This is a genomic window from Terriglobales bacterium (assembly GCA_035624455.1).
Classification (GTDB): domain Bacteria; phylum Acidobacteriota; class Terriglobia; order Terriglobales; family Acidobacteriaceae; genus DASPRM01.
In genome coordinates, this window is the sequence record DASPRM010000092.1 from 18,252 (window position 1) to 39,688 (window position 21,437).

Genomic DNA, 21,437 nt, shown 5'->3' on the forward strand with positions numbered 1-21,437 from the left:
CAAGGGAAATGCAAACTTTCGTCAGTAGGCCGCAACCCGGGTGTTGCCATCGGGTATTCTGAAGAGTCTAGAGTCCGGCTGGAGTGTCAGCGTGCAAATCTCGCCTTCCGCACTTATGTCCACCATTCATGGGGCCGTCGAACCGGGCTATGAGGAAGTCCGAGACGAATTCCAGAAAAACTTCCTCCATCGCGGCGAGATCGGAGCAGCTTGTGCAGCCTATGTGCGTGGCCGGAAGGTAGTCGATCTCTGGGGTGGTTTTCGGGACCTCGTCACCCGCGCGCCGTGGGAAGAGAACACGTTGGTCATCATGTATTCGGTCACCAAGGGCATGGCGGGGCTGGCGATGGCACTGGCGCATTCTCGCGGCCTGTTCGACTACGAGGAAAAGGTCGCAACTTACTGGCCCGAGTTCGCACAAAATGGCAAACAGAGCATCACCGTCCGCCAGTTGCTTTCTCACCAGGCGGGGCTGTGCGCTCTCGACCATCGACTCAATCGTAATACCGTCGCCGATTTCGACCGGCTGGCCACGATCCTGGCGCGTCAGAAGCCAGCCTGGGATCCAGGACGCTATCACGGCTACCACGGCATCACGCTGGGATGGTATGAGTCGGAGTTGCTCCGCCGCGTCGATCCGCAGCATCGCACCATCGGCCAGTTTTTCTGGGAAGAAGTGGCGCGTTCCCTGGGACTGGAGTTCTACATCGGCACACCTGCTGAATTACCGGCAACAAGAGTCGCTGCGCTGATTGACTATGCTCCCTGGCGGCTGCTTTTTCATATGAGGCAGCTGCCGCCCGCATTCGTTTCGCGGGTGCTGAATCCGTTTTCTTTGACGCACAAGACGATGCGGAACCCCGATCTCAACCGCCCGGGTGATCTCAACCTGCCGGAATGGCGTTCAGTGGAAGTACCCGCAGGGAACGGTGTCGGCCAGGTGAGAAGCGTCGCGAAGGCGTATTCGGAGTTCGCAACCGGGGGCGCCGCTCTCAAGCTTCGGCCGGAGACTCTGACGGCGCTTGCTGAGCCTGCAATTCCGCCCACGGCAGGAGATTTCGACCAGGTCCTTCGCACCCGAACGTCTTACTCCATGGGATTTATCAAACCATTTTCGGCGTTTGCTTTTGCCGGCCATACCGCTTTTGCAGCCCCGGGACTGGGCGGCTCGATGGGCTATGCCGATCCTGAGGCGGGTATGGCTTTCGCCTACGCCCCGAATCATCTCGGCTTTTATATGTGGGACGATCCGCGGGAACGCGCTTTGCGCCACGCCGTGCAACGCTGCGCCGGGCGGCTCCGGGGCGGAGGCGAAGCGCGCGCCAGTGCCTGATCTCAGACTCGAGAAAAAGAAAAAGCCGGCGCTGATTGCGCCGGCCCGGGAATCCCACTGGAGACTGCTACTTGCGGCCTCGCCCGTCCGACTTCTCCGCAGACGTTCCTCCGACCCGCTGCAAGAAAGTGATGATCGCCTCGATGCCGCGATAGAAGTTGGGTATGTGGAACTTCTCGTTAGGGGCATGAAGATTGTCGTCAGGCAGACCCATGCCCATCATCACACTGGGAATCTTGAGGACGTTCTCGAAGTCGGCCACGATCGGAATCGAGCCTCCCGAGCGGATGTACACGGTGTCTTTCTTGAAGACATCATGCAGCGCTTCGGTAGCCGCCTTGATATAGCGATTGTCGGTTCCTACTACGATGGCCGGCCCTTTGCTGTGTACCTTGATGTTCATCTTGATCCCGCGTGGGGTGAGCGACTGCACGAAGGCGGTGTATTTCTTGAGAATGTCGTCGGGATCCTGATCCGGCACCAGGCGCATGGAAATCTTGGCCGATGCCTTGGCGGGAATTACCGTCTTCGCGCCGGGAGCCACGAATCCGCCAGGCATCCCGTGCACCTCCAGCGTGGGACGGGCCCAAGTGCGATAGAGGACCGGATAATCGGGCTCCCCCGTCAACACGTGAGAGCCAACCTCGGTCTTACGATAGTGTTCTTCGTCGAAAGGGAGCGCCTTCCAGGCTTTCAGCTCGTCCGCGGAGGGCTCTTTCACTGCGTCGTAGAAGCCGGGAATCAAAATGCGTCCGGAATCATCTTTTAGCCGCGAGATGATTCGCGACAGAGCCTCCAGGGGATTCGGTGCAGCTCCGCCGTACATCCCGGAGTGCAGATCGGTCATGGCGCCGACCGCTTCCACTTCCGTGTACACCAGCCCGCGCAAGCCGACGCAGAGCGTGGGCAACTCCGGGGCGAACAACTCGGTATCGCAGACCAGAGCGAAATCGGCCTTCAGGCGATCGCCATGCTTGCGGATGAAGTCGGCAATCGATTCTCCGCCCACCTCTTCTTCGCCCTCGAAGATCACGCGCACATTGATCGGTAGCTTGCCTCCGCCCGACTTGAACAGCGATTCGAAGGCCTTCACCTGCATCCAGAGCTGACCCTTGTCGTCCACAGCGCCACGCGCGTAGACGTTCTGGTTGCGCTCGGTGGGTTCGAAGGGTGGAGTGGTCCATTCGTCCACCGGATCGGGTGGCTGGACATCATAGTGCGCGTAAACCAATGCCGTAGGCTTGCCGCTGGCGTGCAACCAGTCGGCATAGATCAGGGGATGGCCTTGAGTGGGAATGATTTCGACGTTCTCGAATCCAATGCGCTTGAGTTCCGCAGCGACAAACTCCGATGCCCGGCGAATGTCGCTCTTGTGTTCCTCCAGCGTGCTGATGCTGGGAATACGCAGCAGGTCTTTCAGCTCCTCCAAAAACCGCTTCTGGTTTTCGCGGGCGAAGCTGACCGCAGTCGAAGCCATAGAAAAACCTCCATTTCTACTTCCAAAGATGAATAAGTGCGGACTGGCCGGGAAGCAAACAGGAAAGTATAAATCAGGGGAAGAGCTGAAGTCCGGCGTGGGCGGCGGTTTTCTGTTAAGGCGCGAGGCGATCGCTCGTTTCGTTTGTCCTGAAGGACGAGCCAGGAAAACCGTGAGGAACGGTTCCCGGGCGGCAGGAAAATTATCTGATGCCGTGCCGCTGCAGTTGCTCCAGCAGTCGGGGTTTTCCAAGTTCCGCCGCGATTCTGGCCTGCTGCCGCGCCCGCTCGAGGTCGCCCTCGGCTAGGTAGATCTCGCCTAGAGCAAGGTGGGCGTCGGCCAGCAGCGGCTGCTTCTCCAGCGCCGTTAGAAGGTTCTTCTTTGCTTCCAGCGGCTGATGCTGCACGCGCAGTAGCTGCGCCAAATGATAGTAGCCCTCAGCCCAATCGGGATTCCTTTGCAAGGCGGCGCGCTGCTCGGCAATCTGGCGCGCGGTTTCCGCATCCAGCATTTCGCCGGCTACCTGGCGGAAGAAGGGGAGGGAATTGTCCTTGGGGACCATATCCGACTCGCTTAGCTGGGTTGAGTTATTGGTGGAGCAGGCCATTAGGCCTGCATTGAAAAGTCTCGCGAGACGTGGGCTTCAGCCCCAGAGGAAGCCGCAGGTCTAATAGAACATGCCTCAGCGGCTGAAGCCGGAATTCCTGACTGCTGCATAAATTACAGGGCCGAAGCCCTGCTCCACCGAAACCCTCTGCATGATTCATAGTGCGTGCTACCTGCGGAAACGAATGTCACACACGATGCTACTCATCGCGCCGCCAGGGCAGCGTATTCTTTCTCGGCATCGCTCGACATCAATGCCCAAATGGTGTAAATGCCAAGCGCAGTTCCGAATGGCATATCGATCAGGGAGACGAACGCCACTACCAGGGCAATCAGCCGCGCCCAATGCTCGCGCTGCAGCAAACCCCAGCCTGCTCCAACCCCAAGAATGCCTTTCACCACGACCAGTCCGCCTACGAATGACACCAGGGGCTGCACGAATTGCGGAAAATTTCCCGGCATAGGTGGACCGGGAAGGCCACGCGCTCCCAGGTTTGCGAGGACGGTGTTGGCGACGATCAGCATGCCAAGTCCCGCAATTACATGCAGGCCGGAATACACCAGCCACAAGATAGCTAACAGTTGCACATGGCGCTGAACCCTTCCAGCCGAGGATGGGCCAACAGTGGCGAATGCCGCCCTGCCACACGACCCGCAGAACTGCTGTCCTGGTTTCAGCTCAGCTCCACACGAGTTGCAGAACATGAAATATGCTCCTAGCAATTCACGCTGAACAACCTGCTAAGGATACGCCGAAGATTCACGAACGGTTCCCTCAAACTTCCACGCGATCGGAGGCAACGGGCTCCGCTCTTGTGATAGCTGCCGATCTCAAGTGGAAAAACGCCCGGGAGAAAACGGACTCAGGTCGAAATCAGGATTCGCTCCGCACAGCAGTTGTGAGACGACAAGGGCAGTGATCGGCGCCAGGAGAATGCCATCGCGATAATGGCCTGTGCTGATGTAGTAACCTTCCACATCCGTTTGACCGAGGATAGGGAGACGGTCGGGAGTTCCAGGACGCAAACCCGTCCAGCTTTCCAGCATCCGGCACTCGCTCAGCTTTGGGACCAAACGCGCGGCAGAGTCATGGAGCCCGCGGATGATCTCAGGATCCACACGCTTATCGAATCCCATTTCTTCCAGAGTGGACCCGACCACGATCCTGCCATCACTGCGCGGAATGATATAAGTTTCGCCGGCGCGAATCACGTGGCTAACGGGTAGAGATGGCGGATGAGTTGCGCTTGAGCTGGAATGCTCATGCCCGTGCAGATCGGCGGCAAGCTCCAGCATGTGGCCTTTCACCGGACGCGTCGGAATGGCCACGGGACCTATCTGGCCCGCCCACGCTCCCGCGCAATTCACTACCTTGCCGCATCCATAGGTGGTTTTTCGTGTTCGCACTTCAACGACGTGTCCATGCTCGAGCTCGATTTTTGTGACTTCAGCGCCGGCAGCCACATCGACGCCCACGTGCCTGGCTGCCAGGATCATGGCAGCTACCAGGGTGCGCGGATCCACCGTGCGTTCGTGCAGCAGCAACGCCGGCCCAGCCAGCGCCAGTTCTGGCTCCAACTCTCGCAGCTGTTCTGAAGTTACCACCGAGGCGTTGCACCGCGCTGGTACGTTGTTTGGAAAAACGATGGTGCCCTCACTCCGCAGATCGATTTTCAGGCGCGATTCATCTTCGAGGAGTTGCACAAATTCGGGATACATTCGCGCGCTGGCAGCTGCCAAGGGATGGAGAGAAGGCTCACATTCCGAGTCGGCTAGCATTCCGCCGGCTGCCCAGGAAGCTTCGCGGCCGGGCTGGTTCTTGTCGAGCACCAGGACCTTCGTGCCCAGCCGGCGCAGCGAGAGGGAGGTGGCCAAGCCGATTACGCCCCCACCGACCACGATGACATCCCAGGCTTTCACCGGTTCATTGTAAAGCGCGTCTTTCTTAGCGGGCAGCCGGCTTAGCGGGCAGTTGGCGCGCTCAGCGGCGCTGCTGGCGCGGTTGGGACAACCATCATGACTGCGCGCCGCATCTGCTTAGTCACGTTTGACTATCACCGCTTTCTGCTAAACAATAATTGTGTTCCCTAATCAACAAGGAGTGCCGCATGCCGCAAGAGCCAGAGGTGGAGTACGTAGTTCAGGAAGAGACGCAAAGCCACACGCTACGCAATATTTTGCTGGCTGTTGCCGCGATCTACGTCGCGGCATCGTTGTACTTCCTCGCCGACATGCACGGGCGGTTGGGCAAACTGGAGCAGGCTCAAAAGGCTGCCGCAGAGGAAAACGCAGCACAAGTGGCAACTCTCAATAAGCGCGTGGGAACCGCCGAGACTTCTGCTACTGCATTGGCTTCCAAGCTGGGAATGACGCAAAAAGAATTGAGTGCCCGTACCGCCGCTTTGCAGAGAGAGCAACAGGCGTCGCAAGAGAAATTGGCTGAGAGTCAGAAGCAGATTGGCCAGGTAGCGACCGAAGTTGGCGGTGTAAAGACCGAGCTGGGCGGTGCCAAGACTGACATCGCCTCCACCCGCACCGACCTGGAAGCTACCAAGACGAAGCTGGAGAAGACTATCGGCGACCTCGGAGTGCAGAGTGGTCTGGTTGCCCATACCCGCGACGAACTCGAGATCCTGAAGCACAAGGGCGACCGCAACTATTACGAATTCACGCTCCTGAAGGGAGCTAAGCCTACTCCCGTTTCCACGGTGAGTCTGCAATTGAAGAAGGTGGATGCCAAGCGAGGGCGTTTCACCCTGAACGTACTGGCTGACGACCGCACCATCGAGAAGAAGGATCGCACGGTCTCAGAACCGATGCAGTTCTACACCGGTCGCGACCGCAACTTGTACGAGGTGGTGGTCTTCACTACGGACAAGAGTAAGGTGACGGGTTACCTGAGCACTCCCAAGAACGCGCCTGTACCCGCAGTTCAACAGACGAGCTCTAATTAGTCCGGTGCTGGAGCGGGTCAGGCCCTACGCCATGGCGCAGGCCTCTATCACTTTATCCAGAATAGATCGCAGTACTCTGCGTCTCTGCTGCAGGAGTTCGTTGGCTCCATTACCGGAATTGCGCAGGTCGTCTCCGAGCCTGCGGTTTTCTTCGCTCAGGATTTCCACCAGCTTGTCGAGCTCATCACAGCCAAACTCGAATTTACCGTCGATTACCTGATCAAGCAGATCTTCCACCGTGGGCAGCCGCCTGTCCGCCGTGGATGGATCGCTGCCTGCTGGATTGGGTGAGGCGCTGCGCAGCTTGAAATCCAGCTCCTCCAGGATGTCAGCCAGCAGTTGCCGTTCGTCCCGCGTAAATCGAAGTTGCATGATGGCACCGCGTATCCACTCAAAAGTATGTCGCCACTGCTGGCGCATGAATAGGAAACTCCAGCCGGGCGGTGAGCCAAATCCCGAAAAGGGACGAACCGTGCCGGCTCTTCAGGAGATGTATTCGCGCAGGTATTCGTCGGTGGAACTGGCGAGTTGGCGGATATCGCCGTCGAAGATGATCTTGCTGTCGCGCAGGACGAGGAAGGTGCTCCGGGCCTCGATCGTGCTGCCATCGGGGATAGGCAGCATCTTGTTGGCCTTCTCATCGAAGTAGTGGGTGGCCATGGTCAAGGTGTCGGCCAGCCGATGTGTCGCCATGAGCGCGCTGGTGTGGTAAACGTCGCGCTGCTTCACCAGCAGTTCGATGATGGTGGTGGAGGTAACCGGATCCAGCCCCGCGGTAGGCGAGTCGTAAAGCAGGACTTCCGGCTTGGTGATGATGGCGCGGGCAATGGCCACGCGGCGTCGCATCCCGCCGGAAAGCTCCGCCGGGAAGAGGTCAAGCGTGTGTTCGAGTTCCACGAAGCGCAGGGCCTCTCGCACCCGGGCTTCGATCTCCTCCGGAGCGACGTGTTCCTCGGTCAGCGGGTAGGCCACGTTTTCGCGAACGGTCATCGAGTCAAACAGAGCGCTCTCCTGGAAGACCATCCCGATACGGCGCCGGAGTTGAAAGAGTTCTTCTTCTTTCATTTGGTTGACGTGCTGGCTGAGCACCCAGATGTCGCCGCGGTCAGGCTTAATTAATCCAAGGGCAAGCTTGAGAATTGTGCTCTTGCCGGAGCCGAGGACACCAAGAAGCATCTTGGTCTCGGCACGGGTGAGTTCAAAGGAGATATCCGTAAGGACCTGATTCTGGTCAAATGCAATGGAAACATTCTGGAAGATGATGGTCTGCGGCGCACTCTCGGGTGCAGAAGGCGCGGATGCAGTTTGGGCGGCGGCACCAGGCATCAATGCACCGCAAAGACCGCAATCAGCAGCTTGGTGTAGAAGAAGTCCACCACCAGGATGAGCACGGAAGCCGCCACCACCGCCTGGGTTGTAGCCCGGCCCACTCCCTGCGTGCCTCCTTTGGCCGAGAGCCCGTAGAAGCAGCCCACACTGGCAATGATAAATCCGAAAAGCAGAGGCTTGGTCAGACCCATGAACACGTCGGAGAAGACCAGCGACTGGTAGGCGGTGGTCCAATATTGGTTGGAATTAAGGCCGAGAAGAAAATAAGAAATCAGCCAGCCGCCTGTCAGGCCCACCAGGTCGGAAATAATGGTCAAAAAGAACAGCATTACCACGCTGGCCACAACCCGTGGAGTCACCAGCTTCTTGGTGGGGTCAGTTCCCAGAGCACGCATGGCATCGATCTGCTCGGTCACTTTCATGGAGCCGAGCTCGCTTGCCATCCCCGATGAATTACGACCGGCCACCATGAGGCCGGTAAGAACGGGCCCCAGCTCGCGGACCATGGACAGGGATACCAGTTGTCCGGTCAGGGAAAGAGAGCCAAAGCGCTGGAGAGTGTTGGAGCTCTGCAACGCCAGTACGGCGCCGGTGAAAAACCCGGTGAGGACCACGATCGGCAGAGAACCAACCCCGATAAGGTCCGCCTGCAAAAGGGTATCGGAAAGATAGCGGGGCCGCTGGAAAAGATTGCTGATGGATTGCCAAGCCAGCAGCGAGTAGTCCTGAACCGCAAGGACACTCTCCTTGGCAATATCTGTCGGCGAGACAAGTTCCATGAGCTGGGAGGGCGAAGCGCCGCCGCGGAAAACTATAACAGAAGCACTCAGAAATCAGCACTCAGCAATCAGTGATCAGCAGTAAGCCTCGTTAGACACACCTGGAATCAACGCTGCCAGCGCTCAGCGCCGCCTTCAGAGTTCACCGGGGAAAGAGGCCGACCCCTTTAGCGGCGGCGCAGATAGCTTCCGGGTGCTGGCTGCTGATGACTGATGGCTGATTGCTGATCGCTGATCGCTGATCGCCTACAACTAATTGCTGAGTGCTGAATTCTCGCGGTTCTTCTTGCGGATCTCAATATTCAGGCGCTTGATCTTCTGGTTGAGAGTGGAAAGCGGAATACGGAATTTTTCTGCCGCCTCTGTCTGGTTCCAGTTGCAGCGTTCCAGCATGTCCACAATCAGGCGGCGCTCACCATCCTCCACCAGTTCGAACAGGGATGCATCGGGGCGGGTTTCCAGGGGTCGTACGCTGTGATTGCGCCCGACAACGTTGTCTGGGAGGAGATCGGCCCCAATGGTCAAGCCGGAGGAGAGAACCACGGCGCGTTCCATGACATTCTCTAATTCGCGAACGTTGCCCGGCCAGTTGTAATCCATCAGCCAGCGCAGCATATCTGGAGATGCCTGCCGCACTGCCCGGTCATTTTCTTCGGCGAATTTCCTGAGGAAATAATCGACCAGCAAAGGTATGTCTTCGCGGCGCTGGCGCAGCGGCGGGAGATCGATGGTGATCACGTTCAACCGGTAGAAGAGGTCTTCACGGAACCTGCCCTCCTTCACCATCTGGCGCAAATCGACATTCGTGGCCGCGATGATGCGAACGTCCACCTGGATTTCCTGTACTCCGCCCAGGTGCATGAACTTGCGGTCTTGCAGCACCCTGAGGATTTTGGCCTGGGTTTCCAGGCTCATGGTTCCAATTTCGTCGAGGAAAAGCGTGCCACGATCGGCAATTTCAAAAAGCCCCTTCTTGGAAGCTACGGCGCTGGTGAACGCGCCTTTGACGTGACCGAAAAGCGTCGACTCCAGCAAGTCGGCCGGCATGGAGCCGGTGTTGACCGGCACGAAGGGGCTATCCTTGCGCGGCGAGTGCATGTGGATGGCCTTTGCGATTAACTCCTTGCCGGTCCCGCTTTCGCCTTGCAACAGCACCGTCGAGCGGCTGGGCGCCACCTGCGCTACCAGGTCGAAGATGCGAAGCATAGGTTCGCTCTTGCCAATGATGTTTTCGAAGTTGTAGCGCTGCTTCAGGGCCCGCTTGAGTTGAATATTTTCTTCCTCTGCCCGGCGGCGGGCCACAGCCGTACGCACATCGGCCAGCAGTTTCTCGTTATCCCAGGGCTTCTGGATGAAGTTGTTAGCCCCGCCCTGCATTGCTAATACGGCGTTTTCCACGGTGCCATAGGCCGTGATCATGATGACGGGAAGCTGGGAATCGCGGTCGCGAATCTCGCGCAGCACTTCCAGGCCATTGCGATCGGGCAGAGCAAAATCGAGCAGCACCAGATCAAAAACCTTCTCCGCGATCAGGTTCAGCCCTTCCTCGGCCGTGGCCGCACTTTCTACCTCGTAGTTCTCCAGCTCCAGCAGCGTCTGGAGTGACTCGCGGATTGCCATTTCATCGTCGATGATGAGGATTGATCCCTGAGCCGCGGCGCCGTTTCTCTGTGAGCGACGTGCAATGACGGCAGCTTCAGACATTGACTACCTTCCTGGTCAGCGGAAATTCCAGGTGGAACGTGGTGCCCTCCCCAACCCGGGTCTCCACATGGATCTTTCCCGCATGCTCCTGGATGATTCCATAGGTCACTGAAAGGCCTAAGCCGGTACCGCGGCGGCCGTCCAATCCGTTGGTTTTGGTGGTGAAGAAGGGGTCGTAAATCTTACGTATGTGCTCCTGCGCGATGCCCGTGCCGGTGTCAGATACCAACACATGAACCCCAGATCCGTTGGATGTCTTGATGCGGAGAGTACCGCCATTGGACATCGCATCCTTGGCGTTCAGAAACAAATTCAGGAAGACCTGCTGCAGCTTGCCTGAGTTTCCGTAAATCGTGGGCAATTGCGTATCCAGAGCCTCTTGCACTTGAATTCGCGAGATCTTGAACTGATGTTCCAGCAGGGCGAGAGTTTCATGAATAATCCGGTTGAGGTCGACATCGCCGAATTCGGCGGCGCTGGTGCGAGAAAAATTAAGCAGGTTGTTGACAATTTCTGACGCCCGGAAGGTTTGCTTGGTGATCTTCTCCAGCAGGGCGGTTTTCTTCTCGTCGCTACCCAACTGCTTGGCCAGCATCTGCGCATAGGATGAGATTACAGCCAAGGGTGTGTTGACCTCGTGGGCCACACCCGCGGCCAGCAATCCGATGGACGACAGCTTTTCTGCCTGCGACAACTGCGATTCCAGTTCGATACGCTCGGTGATGTCATCGACGATGATCAGGCGGCCGATGACGCTGTAGCTCTTGGTAACCAGCGGCGCGATGGCCACGTTCGTCACCCGGGTGTCGCCGGTGAGGGTCTGCAAGCGGAACTTGTAGAGGTTGTGGATGCCAGGGCTCTGGCGCACTCGATAGAACTCTTCCACGAATGCGGAAGGGAATACCTTACTGATCGGCTGCCCGAGAACGCTGGCCCGCGGCTGGGCGAACATCACTTCCATCTGCGAATTCCAGAACTCGATACGGTCGTTGAGATCAACGGCCAACACTCCTACGCTGATCGATTCAACGATGTTTTCATTGAATTCCTTCAGCCGCTCGTACTGCGAGACTTTCTGTTCGAGCGAGGCGTAGAGATATGCGTTCTGGATGGCGATGCCGATGTAGCCCGCCAGGGTCTCCAGCAGCTCGACATCTTCACTCGATAAAAAGTCGCCTTCAGCGGTTTTCCCTAAACCAAGGACCGCGATGGTGTAGCCCTGAACGGTGCAGGGAATGAAATAGTTGAGATCGAGCTGGGCAATCGTATTTTGTGCGCTAGGACTCTCACGCACCACCTGGTGCGTGTTGTCGAAGAACAGGTGTCCGGCAGCGGCCTCGGGACGATTGATGCTGAGAAAACCCAGGTCCAAAACACCCAGGTCAGCAATGCCAAAAGATTTCGCCAGCTCAAATCCCCCGCCCCTTTCCTGTTGCGCCAGGAAGATGGCCATACGATCGACAAGCAGGGTGCGGGTCAGACGATCGATAACCGAGCTGAGCATCTTATCCAGATTCACCTGCGCGCTCAGCTCGCGCCCGAATTCAATCAGCGTTCTGCGGTAATCGTAGCGCTTGCGATAAAAGAACTTGTCCAGCCGGTCCTGGATCCAGTTCTTCATGGGATCGAACAGCAGGGCGGTGACGATGATCGCGATGATCAGACCCGCCGGACCAGCACTGGGCATGCGGGTGTGTACAAGCTCCGCCGCCAGTCCGATAACAGCAAAGTAGAAGCCGGCAATTGCCGCCGCTGCCAGGGTGTACGCCATGCCGCGCTTGAAGATCAGGTCCACGTCCATCAGGCGGTAGCGGAAAATGGCGTATCCGAAGGTCAGCGGGATGAACACCAGGCAGAGCACCGAAATCCGCATCAGCGCAGAAGGAGTACTGCCGTTCAGATAAGGGATCACATAAAACAGCGTGAAAGGAACGATGGCCAGGGTTGTGCCGCGGGTGACCCACTTCATCTGCTGGCGGAGGATTGGAGTGCGAGCCGATTTGTAGCTGTGCCACAAGACTCCTGCCGCCGCCAGGAAGTAGAAGGTCAGATAGGACATCTCCACTTCATCCAGCCGGTGCCGCAGCAGTTCACTCGGCTCGAGCATGCGAAGCGTACCAAGATGTGCGCCGAGCAGGAGGACAGCCGGCAGATAGATCAACCAGCCCAGCCAGCGATTCTTCTCGATCACTTTCTTGCGCTCCGGAAACATCAGCACGAAGTGAAGGAAGAGCGCCGGCTGGAGCAGTTCGGCCACGACATTGCCCCAGTAAATGATCCAATCAAAATCGTTCAGCTTTCCGGTGTAGTGGAAGGAGTAAAAGATGAAGGACGTGAGACAGAAGAGATAGAAATGAGTGGCTCGCGGTGCGGTCCACCGCCGCAGCAACACATACAATCCGATTCCGAGGTAAATCAGCGCAATCAGGCGCAGGCCGGTGTTGACCGACCGGTCATAAGGGACGAGGATGAGGGGAACATTCACCGGCACGCCCGCGCGCTCCAGTCCGTAGGTAGCGCGCGCATAGGTTCCGGTCCGGTAGAGCTGGCGGGTCAACGTGCCAATGCTGTTAACCGCATGGTCGTTGACGGAGCTCAGGATGTCGCCAGGCTTAATGCCGGCGCGTGCCCCTGGGCCATCGACGTCCACGCGACGGGCTTGTAGATGGCCAGCGTGCTCCGCCCACCACACCCCGTCGTAGGGGCTGACATATTCCCGTTCCTTTTGAAAATTGATCCAGGCGAAAAAGACGGAGGTAACAGTCAGCAGCGCAAGCACTACTGCCAGGGACCGGACTGGAAAATCCTTCGTCATGGGCCGGTGCGAGGAAGTGGCGCTGGGTAAAATTCGCCGCTGTTCCTGTCGTTGCAACTCATCTGCCAGTCCGGTTTCCATATGTGGAATTGTAAGCGCTTTTAATGCTGACAGTTACAAGATGATAGCACCATGAAATTCACGCAAATACGTTTTTTGGAATTTGCATGCGGATTTTTGTAAGTCAACGGTTTGCCATGGGTTAATTCAATGACGTTTGGAATAGTGGGCCGGGTTACATAGGCTCCGTTTTCGGCCTATGGATTCCGCAGCTTGCAGATTTCATAGGCTCAAAAAATAGGGGAGTTCTAAGAAACTCCCCATACAGAAGCGACAGAGGCGATATCGTTAGGTAAGGATCGCTTCTTACTGGCTTCGGTTGCCAGGGATCCTCGAAGACGCAGAAAAACAAGGTGTTGCATCGAACACAGACCGTGGCCTCCGTTTCGCCTGGTGCGGAGGAATGCTGGATCGATCTTGGCGGACATCGCTTGCGCTACCTGAAAGCGGGTAGTGGTCCCAATCTTGTGCTGATCCACGGTTTGCTGGGGTATTCGTTTTCATGGCGCTTCAACATCCCCGAACTCTCGCGCCATTTTACGGTCTACGCTCCCGATCTGCTGGGGGTGGGATTTTCAGAGCGTGTCCCGGGGCTGGATTGCCGATTGCGAGTTTCGGCGGAACGAATGCTGCGCTTTCTGGATGAGTTGGAAATCGAGTCAGCCGACGTGCTGGGAACCTCCCACGGAGGCGGCATAGCGGTTCATATGGCGGCTCGGGAGCGTGAGGCGGTCATAGAGGGCAAAGGCCGAATCCGAAGGCTGATACTGGTTGCACCAGTCAACCCCTGGTCACCCCATGGACGGTTGTGGGCAAGAATCGTAGCCAGCGGGCCGGGATGCTTTCTGTTTCGCAATCTCTTTCCCCACGTGCGGCCGGTGTACCCCTACTTTCACGCTCGCATGTACGGCGATAAGGCGCGCATCCCTTCCGATTCGGCGGAGGGCTACCGGAAACCGCTCAGGATTCGTGGCACAGTGGACACATTGCTCAAAATAGCTGACTGCTGGAATTCGGATCTCGATGCCCTGAAAGACGCGCTGGCCGCAATTGCCAATATGCCCACGCTGCTGATCTGGGGGGACCGTGATCGGGCGGTGCCGGTCACGTCAGCGCAGGATGTTGCGGCTCAATTTCGCGGGGCGGAGCTGGTAATCATGAAAGGAGCCGGTCATCTGCCCTACGAGGAGAGGCCCGAGGAGTTCAACCGCATCCTACAGGAGTTTCTCGAACGCTGATGTGCATTGCGTTTACCAGATAAAGTACTGACTCTCTCATGCACGATATCCTGCAGGTCCTGAAGCAATGGTTGACAGATTGGGGCTATTGGGCGATCGCAGGCGCCTTGCTCCTGGAGAATGCCGGTCTGCCCCTCCCAGGAGAGACGATCCTGATCCTGGCCAGCGTCCTGGCGTATAAAAGCGAGTTGAAGCTGCCAATCATCATGCTCGTAGGCACGGTCGCGGCAACCCTGGGCGACAACATCGGATATTGGATTGGTCGCGAGGGTGGAAGGCCATTGCTGGAGAAATGGAAAAACTTCTTCCGCGTTCGCGAGGAACACATACAACGTGGCGAAGAACTGCTGGAGAAGCACGGTCCGGTGGCGATTTTTTTCGCACGCTTCGTGGCGGGCGCTCGCATCGTGGCCGGACCGCTGGCCGGTGTTCTGCGCATGCATTGGCCCCGCTTTGCTCTATTCAACTTTCTGGGAGCGGTGGTTTGGGTCAGCGTGATTTCTTCTCTGGGATACGCATTCGGCAGCCAGGCGGATCGGCTGATCGTGCTGCTGAAGAGGGTCGATCTGCTGGTGCTGCTGGGGGTTGTCGCGGTGAGCCTGGTGATGTGGCTGCGTTCCAGAAGGCAGCGGCAAATGGCAGAGAGGAGATCGAAGGCTGCGAGCACAGCGGAAGGGGATGCTCGTGAGAAATAAGCGTCGGAGCAGTCCAGCAGGCAGCGATCACGAGCAGCATGGGCAGGCCCGCTGCCGTCAGCGCGAGGGTGGCTGCGGCGCGGGTAGAGAAACGCGCCAGACACCGGGGGGCGCGCCGAAAGCAGCCGTCGGACAGCCGTCGGCGGTCAGTAAAGAAGGATATTTGCGCTAGCCATTTGAGATGACACAATAGCGACGTAGCTTACGTCGCAATGAAGCAGTTTCTTCGAAACGCGCTGGCGAATCTGGACCGTGAGGCGTGGATACGTTTCTTTGGAGCGCTGATCGGACTGTTTCTGGCATTTGCCGCAGCCTTATTTTCGACCGTAACGCGGCAGCAGGGTAATGAGCTCGCTACCGCGGTGCTGGCATCCTTCTCTCTTCTGATGGCAGGGATCGTAGGCCTGACCACGGTTCCCTATCTCGCACGTCGAGTAGGCTTCCGCAGGATGCGTGACGCTCTGGATTACGAGGTCACGCGTGAGGGCCTGGCTTACATGGCCGTGGTATTCCTGATCGGCGTGGCCGCTCTCAATACCGGCAACAACTTGCTGTTCATTATCGTTTCAGCATTGCTGGCAGCGATTCTGATTTCCGGGGTCGCGTCGGCGGTGGTGCCGCGATCACTGCAGCTGGAAGTCACCCTCCCGGAGCATGTCTTCGCCAATCAGGGCGTGCTGGCGCGCATTGTCTTGCGCAACGTACGCAGGTTTCTGCCGGCGTTTTCGGTGAGCGTGGTTCCCTTGAAACTGCGGAGAAGGAACAAACTCACCTGGGAAAGAAGTCTGTTCGCTTTTCCGCCACACGCCAAGCCTGAGAAGCAGTGGTTTCGGCTGCCTGATCTGGCCGCACGTGTGGTGTCGTCTGCGCCGGAGAAGGCAGAGATTCTGGCTAGTCCGGTCTATTTTCCTATGATTCCAGCCGGCCGTTCGGCTTATGCCCAGGTGGAACTCTGCTTTACGCTTCGCGGCAGATACGTGCAGGACGGCTTTGGTCTCTCCACACGCTTTCCTTTTTCTTTTCTCGTCAAGACGCTGAGCCTGCCAACCTCGCGTGAAATGGTCGTTTACCCTCCGGTTGAACCCACGGATGAATTATTTGAAGTATTACCCATGATCACCGGGGAATTCGAATCCTTTCAACGCGGCCGTGGCTATGACCTGTATCGTATTCGCGAGTATTCCGACCATGACTCCGCCCGTCACGTGGATTGGAAGGCCACGGCAAAGACCGGGTCGTTGATGGTCCGCGAATTCACCCGTGAGGATGAGCGACGGCTACGGCTGGTGTTCGACAATCCTCCTCCCGGGCAGGTCTCAGCGGAAGGGTACGAACGGGGCGTGAATCTGGCGGCATCGCTGGCGTGGCACTTTGCCTCCGAAGACACCGAACTGTCCTTTGCCGCTCCTGGTTACACAGGCGGGGCCGAGGTGTACGACTTCCTGCGCTATCTGGCTTTGATCGCGCCGCAGCCCAGCAACGACATTCTGGCTGATCTTCCGTTGAGCGACGATTTCAACCTCGTCTTCACTTGGCGGCCGCAAGGCAGCATCTCCAGCGCGCTCTGGGCGTGCTCTTACGTGGTGTTTCTGGAGTAGGGAGCTGCCCCCGACCACTCCGCGGATTATTTCGGTGAATGGCCTCCTCCCAACGCAGATCTCTCTCGCTGAGCAGCCATTGGCGCGATTGCCGGCGGAGCTGCGGGTGCAGGCACACAGGTCTTAACTCGCAGCAAGGATCTGAATGTTCCGGCGGAAACCCAATTGACCTTTCGACTGAACCAGGACCTGCAGATGAGGGAAAGTGGGCAAGGATATGAGGAGCGGCACAGGCTGCCACCACAGCAGTAATAAGCTTCGGCCACAGATAGGCTCGATGCACACGGGATCTCTCTCGCGATCCCGGTCCGTGTGCATCCGTCAAATCCGTGGCTTGCTATTTCACTACGCCTTCTAGTGGCGAACTGGCGGTGGCATAGAGCTTCTTAGGCATGCGGCCCGCCAGGTAGGCTTGCCGTCCGGCAATCACTGCATGTTTCATGGCTTCAGCCATGAGCGCGGGATCCTCGGCGTGGGCGATGCCGGTGTTCATGAGCACGCCATCTGCACCCAATTCCATCGCAATCGTCGCATCGGAAGCCGTGCCCACTCCGGCATCCACGATGAGTGGCACGCCTTCCAGCATCTCCCGCAAGATGCGTATGGCAGCCTGGTTCTGAATACCGAGTCCGCTGCCTATCGGCGCACCCAGCGGCATGATGGCGGCCGCTCCCGCATCGAGGAGTCGCTTGGCAACCACTATGTCTTCATTGGTATAAGGCAAAACCGTAAAGCCTTCCTTCACCAGAATTCTGGTGGCTTCGAGCGTTGCCTGCACATCCGGATAGAGGGTCTTCTGGTCGCCAATGACCTCGACCTTCACCCAATCGGAGAGACCAACCTCGCGGCCAAGCCGCGCCGTACGGACGGCCTCATCCGCCGTATAGCAGGCGGCAGTGTTAGGCAACAGGAAGATTTTTTGCGGGTCGATAAAGTCGAGCAGAGATTCTTTGCTGCGATCCAGATTGACGCGGCGGACGGCCACCGTCACCATCTCAGCGCCACTGGCCTCGATAGCGCGCGCGGTCTCGGGTCCGGATTTGTACTTGCCTGTGCCAACGATCAGGCGAGAGCGGAATTCGCGGCCAGCAATAATCAGGGGATCAGTCATGATTCTCTATTCTAGCGAAGGATGACGAGTCACGATGTGATGAGCGAACCCATGCGGGAGTGAGAGGTGAGTCAACCAGATTCTTGATGCTGCACCTCGGATCTTATAACTCCCCCAAAGAAGGTCCGCCAGCCAGCGAGGTGATCGGGAATCCTGCATGGTCGTTGTTAGAATCGAACATTGTGTTCGACAGAGCCGATGAAGCTTCGCTTCTACATAGCCCTGATCGGTCCGATGGTGCTGTGGGCATCGGGCTTCGCTGGAATCCGCGCTGGTCTGCTGGGATATTCGCCGACCCACTTAGCGGTGCTGCGCTTTCTGGTCGCCTCGGTGACCATGGCTGTTTATGCCCTCTTGGCGCGCACGCCGCTGCCAAAATGCAGTGATATCCCTTTTCTTCTGCTCACCGGGATTATCAGCATCACCTGGTATCACCTCGCGCTCAACAAGGGGGAACAGACGGTCAGTGCAGGTGCATCAAGCATGCTGGTGGCTTCTGCCCCTATCTGGGCGGTGTTGATCGCACACATCTTCACCAGAGACCGGCTGCATGCGCGCGGTTGGATCGGGATCATGCTTGCGTTTGGCGGGGTGGGGCTGATTGCCCTGGGTGAAGGCGGAGGTCTGCGCTTCAGCCCGGGAGCATGGCTTGTCCTGTCAGCGGCGCTGGCGACCGGGATCTCGGTGATCCTGCAAAAGAATTATCTGATTCGCTACTCGGCGGCCGAATTTTCCTGCCATCTGGTCTGGGCAGGGACCATTTTTTTGTTGCCGTTTGCCGGCGGCCTGGTGCAGCAAGTTATGCATGCTCCCTTGAGCGCCACGGTGGCCGCCATCTACATCGGTGTCTTTCCCGCCGGCATCGCATACCTCGGTTGGGGATATGCCTTGTCACGTATTTCCGCTTCCAATGCCGCCAGCTTCCTCTACACCATTCCAGTGTTCTCGATCTTCATTGCCTGGATCTGGCTGCGCGAGGTGCCGCATCTGCTTTCGCTTATGGGTGGGGCGCTCGCCCTCGCTGGAGTGCTGCTGGTAAACACTGGCGCGAAACCGAGGTTCGAACCGGCCGTCGTGGCGGAAGGGGACTAATAGCGCGCCTGGCAGGTTGCGGAAAAACTCGCTTCTCGCGAATGGTTTTAAAAGGGAAGGCGTTCGGGCCGTCCGTAGGGATTGCAAAATCAACCGGGCTTCAGCCCCCTGACGGAAATTCATTCCTCGCAAAGGGGCTTCTTCCGCAGCCTCCTAGGGAATGGAATAGTTGCGGCCAGCGGTGGCTGCGACCGCTCCAAAGTGGGCGACAGAAATCGCTCGTTCCAGCTTGTGATGATGGGTCTTGTGCAGGATGTACGCTGCCTGCATGTTTAATCCCGCCAGAGCAAAGCTGTAGCCAATGAAGGCTGGTTTGTTGGAAACCAGCGATGGCGGTAGCTGCGTCTCGTAGTATCTGGCTTTAAGGCAACGCGAGGTGGAATGCACGTCGAGCAGCCTGGACCCGGCTACGGCAGCGAACAAAGAAATATTTTTGGCGTCGAAGAATGAATGTTCGCCCGGCAGGTCTTGGGGGGAGCAGGTTGACGCCAGGAAGAACAGCATCACGATGTACTTCTTCATGGGCCGATGATCGGTGCATGGGTGAGCACCAAGGTGTGATTGCAGTCACTCAGGAAGATAAACAGCGCTTCCGTTCGGTGCAAAAAGCGGCTCTCAGCAATCGCGATGCCGGTCAGATGACATTTGCAAGACGAACAGGCGACTTCTACTCAGGCGGGAATTCGAAATTGGGAGAAGTGCAGATCACCTGCCGCCCGAGACGGGTGCGGCTTCGGGGTCGGGCGCGGCCTCCTTGTAGAGATTCTCGATCTGGTCGTGGTAGCGCTCCTCCAGAACCCGCCGCCGCAGCTTCATGGTGGGGGTCAGAATACCGTTGGCGATGGTGAAGTCGTCAGAGATTAAGAGGAACTTCTTGATCTTCTCGAATTGTGCCAGCTTGGCATTGACCTCTCTCAGCATGTTCTCGTAGAGGCCCCTTGTCTGCTGCAGCTCCACCAGCTGCTGCCGAGACTGGTACTGAAGGTTGCTGTTGCGGGCCCATTCTTCCAGGACATCAAACGCAGGGGCGATGATCACCGCCGGGAACTTGCGCCGGTCACCCACGATGGAGGCTTCGGCTACAAAGGGATAGCTCTTAAGAAGGCCTTCGATCGGCTGGGGGGCGATGAACTTGCCTCCGGAGGTCTTGATCAGGTCTTTCTTGCGGTCGGTGACACACAGAAATCCGTCGGAATCGATGTGACCGACATCGCCAGTCTTGAACCAGCCATCGACGAAGGCGTTCTGAGTTTCCTCAGGACGATTCCAGTAACTGCGAAAAATGGAGGGACCCTTAACCAGGATCTCGCCGTCCTCGGCAATGCGAACTTCGACGTTGGACATCGGTCTTCCAACCGTCCCCAGCTTGTAGACGGAAGGGGTATTGACGGCGATCACAGGCGAGGTTTCCGTAAGCCCGTAGCCTTCATTGATGCGGACGCCAATATCCGCATACCACTCCGCCAGTTCGCGTCCCAGAGGCGCGCCCCCGGAGATGAATGAGCGCACCCGTCCTCCCAGGCCTGCCAGCACTTTGCTGTAAAGCAGACGGTTAGCAATCTTCCAGGTCAGGCTTGAGGGCGTTTTGCCAGTAACGATTTCGTTGCGATGCTGGCGGCCAACGGCCATCGCCCAGTGGTAAACAAGCCGCTTAATGCCGGAGTGAGCCTTGGTTTCCACCTGCGTCCGGACCTTTTCGTATACGCGGGGCACGCACACCATAGTGGTGGGCCGAACCTCGTTGACCACCTCCACCAATTTCTCGATACGCGGGCAATAAGCAATGGTCGTACCCATGTAGAAGTGCACGTAGTCCACATGGCGGGCAGTCACGTGCGACAGGGGCAGGAAGGAAACATGCACTTCGCCGGGACCAAACCAGCTTCGCCACTGGTGAACTTCCGCTTCCACGTTGGAAGCAAGATTGCCGTGTGTGAGCATGACTCCCTTGGAGATACCGGTGGTCCCGGAGGTGTACATGATAGTGGCAAGGTCATCAGGTCCTATGGCCTGCGCGGTTGCATCGAAGGCGCTATCCGCGGAAGTGGGGCCGCCGTGCATGAGGCGGTGCATGGGTATGGCATCGGTCACGCCAACGTAATCCATCACTACGATGTGCTCGAGATGAGTCTGATCTTTGATGGATTTGATCTTCTGAAGCTGTTCGGTAGTAGAAACAAAGATGACGCGCGTGCCGGAATCGTTGAGCAGGAAGGCGATTTGTTCGCCGGTGAGCGTCGGATAGAGTGGAACGACCACGGCGCCAATAGCCATGGTGGCAAAATCTGCCACCGCCCATTCCGGCCGGTTTTCACTGAGTATGGCGACTCGATCACCCTTGGCGATACCCCATTGCATAAGCGCCCGCGCGGTACCCACCACGTCGCGGTAGAGCTCGCGGGAGGAGATGGGAATCCATTTGACAGTCTGCTTGAAAAGCATGACCTGATCGCTGTTTCGAGTGACCGGGGCGCGGAAAACGTCGTTGACTGTGCGCAAGCTCATGGCAAAGCGTGGAATCCCGGCCGACGAGATTCCGCCTGGGTGTCCTCCTGACCTCCGCATGTATTTTATTCTTCCAGACGATTCAGATTCCATTACTAGGAACCAACGACGATAGCATTCCCGAATTAGAATGTACGCTGC

General features: G+C 57.8%; 18 protein-coding genes. 6 read left to right on the forward strand and 12 right to left on the reverse strand.

Annotated elements, in window-relative coordinates; translation table 11 throughout:
- The first annotated feature begins 91 nt into the window (after nt 1–91).
- Nucleotides 92–1,333: a serine hydrolase domain-containing protein gene (locus VEG30_09825; protein ID HXZ80217.1), complete on the forward strand. Its 1,242-nt coding sequence runs from the start codon at nt 92–94 to the stop codon at nt 1,331–1,333.
- 67 nt (nt 1,334–1,400) lie between these two features.
- Here the strand turns inward: VEG30_09825 and VEG30_09830 are convergent, their stop codons facing one another.
- The 4 genes from VEG30_09830 to thiO form a co-directional block, all read right to left on the reverse strand.
- A complete protein-coding gene (locus tag VEG30_09830; GenBank protein HXZ80218.1) occupies nt 1,401–2,810 on the reverse strand; it encodes a dipeptidase in 1,410 nt (469 codons plus the stop codon).
- Nucleotides 2,811–3,012: 202 nt separating this feature from the next.
- Entirely contained in the window at nt 3,013–3,417 is a 405-nt protein-coding gene (locus VEG30_09835; protein ID HXZ80219.1) for a tetratricopeptide repeat protein, read from the reverse strand.
- Nucleotides 3,418–3,620: 203 nt separating this feature from the next.
- The gene (locus tag VEG30_09840; protein ID HXZ80220.1) at nt 3,621–4,004 is read right to left on the reverse strand and encodes a hypothetical protein; all 384 of its coding nucleotides are present in this window, start codon (nt 4,002–4,004) and stop codon (nt 3,621–3,623) included.
- A 243-nt stretch (nt 4,005–4,247) separates the two neighbouring features.
- Nucleotides 4,248–5,336, reverse strand: a complete 1,089-nt coding sequence (thiO, locus tag VEG30_09845) for a glycine oxidase ThiO (protein ID HXZ80221.1) — start codon at nt 5,334–5,336, stop codon at nt 4,248–4,250.
- Between the two features lie 188 nt (nt 5,337–5,524).
- On the opposite strand from thiO, the gene VEG30_09850 reads away from it, so the two are divergent.
- The gene (locus tag VEG30_09850; protein HXZ80222.1) at nt 5,525–6,370 is read left to right on the forward strand and encodes a hypothetical protein; all 846 of its coding nucleotides are present in this window, start codon (nt 5,525–5,527) and stop codon (nt 6,368–6,370) included.
- 24 nt (nt 6,371–6,394) lie between these two features.
- Here the strand turns inward: VEG30_09850 and VEG30_09855 are convergent, their stop codons facing one another.
- From VEG30_09855 to VEG30_09875, 5 genes are all read right to left on the reverse strand, one after another.
- Nucleotides 6,395–6,742 carry a hypothetical protein gene (locus tag VEG30_09855; protein ID HXZ80223.1) on the reverse strand — a complete coding sequence of 116 codons (348 nt, stop codon included), beginning with the start codon at nt 6,740–6,742 and terminating at the stop codon, nt 6,395–6,397.
- Between the two features lie 111 nt (nt 6,743–6,853).
- Nucleotides 6,854–7,696 (reverse strand): ATP-binding cassette domain-containing protein, encoded by an 843-nt coding sequence (locus tag VEG30_09860; GenBank protein HXZ80224.1) that lies wholly within the window; start codon nt 7,694–7,696, stop codon nt 6,854–6,856.
- The gene (locus VEG30_09865; GenBank protein ID HXZ80225.1) at nt 7,696–8,478 is read right to left on the reverse strand and encodes an ABC transporter permease; all 783 of its coding nucleotides are present in this window, start codon (nt 8,476–8,478) and stop codon (nt 7,696–7,698) included. Before VEG30_09865 ends, VEG30_09860 begins: the two co-directional genes overlap by 1 nt.
- Nucleotides 8,479–8,730: 252 nt before the next feature.
- Nucleotides 8,731–10,182, reverse strand: coding sequence for a sigma-54 dependent transcriptional regulator (locus VEG30_09870; protein HXZ80226.1), 1,452 nt, complete (start codon nt 10,180–10,182; stop codon nt 8,731–8,733).
- On the reverse strand, nt 10,175–13,078 hold the full coding sequence (locus tag VEG30_09875; protein HXZ80227.1) for an ATP-binding protein: 2,904 nt from the start codon (nt 13,076–13,078) through the stop codon (nt 10,175–10,177). Before VEG30_09875 ends, VEG30_09870 begins: the two co-directional genes overlap by 8 nt.
- 332 nt (nt 13,079–13,410) lie before the next feature.
- Here VEG30_09875 and VEG30_09880 point away from each other — a divergent pair, with 332 nt between their 5' ends.
- The 3 genes from VEG30_09880 (at nt 13,411) to VEG30_09890 (ending at nt 16,588) form a co-directional block, all read left to right on the forward strand.
- Nucleotides 13,411–14,295, forward strand: coding sequence for an alpha/beta fold hydrolase (locus VEG30_09880; protein HXZ80228.1), 885 nt, complete (start codon nt 13,411–13,413; stop codon nt 14,293–14,295).
- A gap of 38 nt (nt 14,296–14,333) precedes the next feature.
- Nucleotides 14,334–14,990 (forward strand): DedA family protein, encoded by a 657-nt coding sequence (locus tag VEG30_09885; GenBank protein ID HXZ80229.1) that lies wholly within the window; start codon nt 14,334–14,336, stop codon nt 14,988–14,990.
- Nucleotides 14,991–15,202: 212 nt separating this feature from the next.
- A complete protein-coding gene (locus VEG30_09890) occupies nt 15,203–16,588 on the forward strand; it encodes a DUF58 domain-containing protein (protein ID HXZ80230.1) in 1,386 nt (461 codons plus the stop codon).
- Between the two features lie 337 nt (nt 16,589–16,925).
- On the opposite strand, the gene VEG30_09895 is transcribed toward VEG30_09890, so the two are convergent.
- Nucleotides 16,926–17,699, reverse strand: a complete 774-nt coding sequence (locus tag VEG30_09895) for a thiazole synthase (GenBank protein HXZ80231.1) — start codon at nt 17,697–17,699, stop codon at nt 16,926–16,928.
- 198 nt (nt 17,700–17,897) lie between these two features.
- On the opposite strand from VEG30_09895, the gene VEG30_09900 reads away from it, so the two are divergent.
- Nucleotides 17,898–18,791, forward strand: a complete 894-nt coding sequence (locus VEG30_09900) for a DMT family transporter (GenBank protein ID HXZ80232.1) — start codon at nt 17,898–17,900, stop codon at nt 18,789–18,791.
- A 153-nt stretch (nt 18,792–18,944) separates the two neighbouring features.
- On the opposite strand, the gene VEG30_09905 is transcribed toward VEG30_09900, so the two are convergent.
- Together VEG30_09905 and VEG30_09910 are read right to left on the reverse strand one after the other, a co-directional pair.
- Nucleotides 18,945–19,313: a hypothetical protein gene (locus VEG30_09905; GenBank protein ID HXZ80233.1), complete on the reverse strand. Its 369-nt coding sequence runs from the start codon at nt 19,311–19,313 to the stop codon at nt 18,945–18,947.
- Nucleotides 19,314–19,496: 183 nt separating this feature from the next.
- The gene (locus VEG30_09910) at nt 19,497–21,296 is read right to left on the reverse strand and encodes a long-chain fatty acid--CoA ligase (GenBank protein ID HXZ80234.1); all 1,800 of its coding nucleotides are present in this window, start codon (nt 21,294–21,296) and stop codon (nt 19,497–19,499) included.
- Between the last annotated feature and the right edge of the window lie 141 nt (nt 21,297–21,437).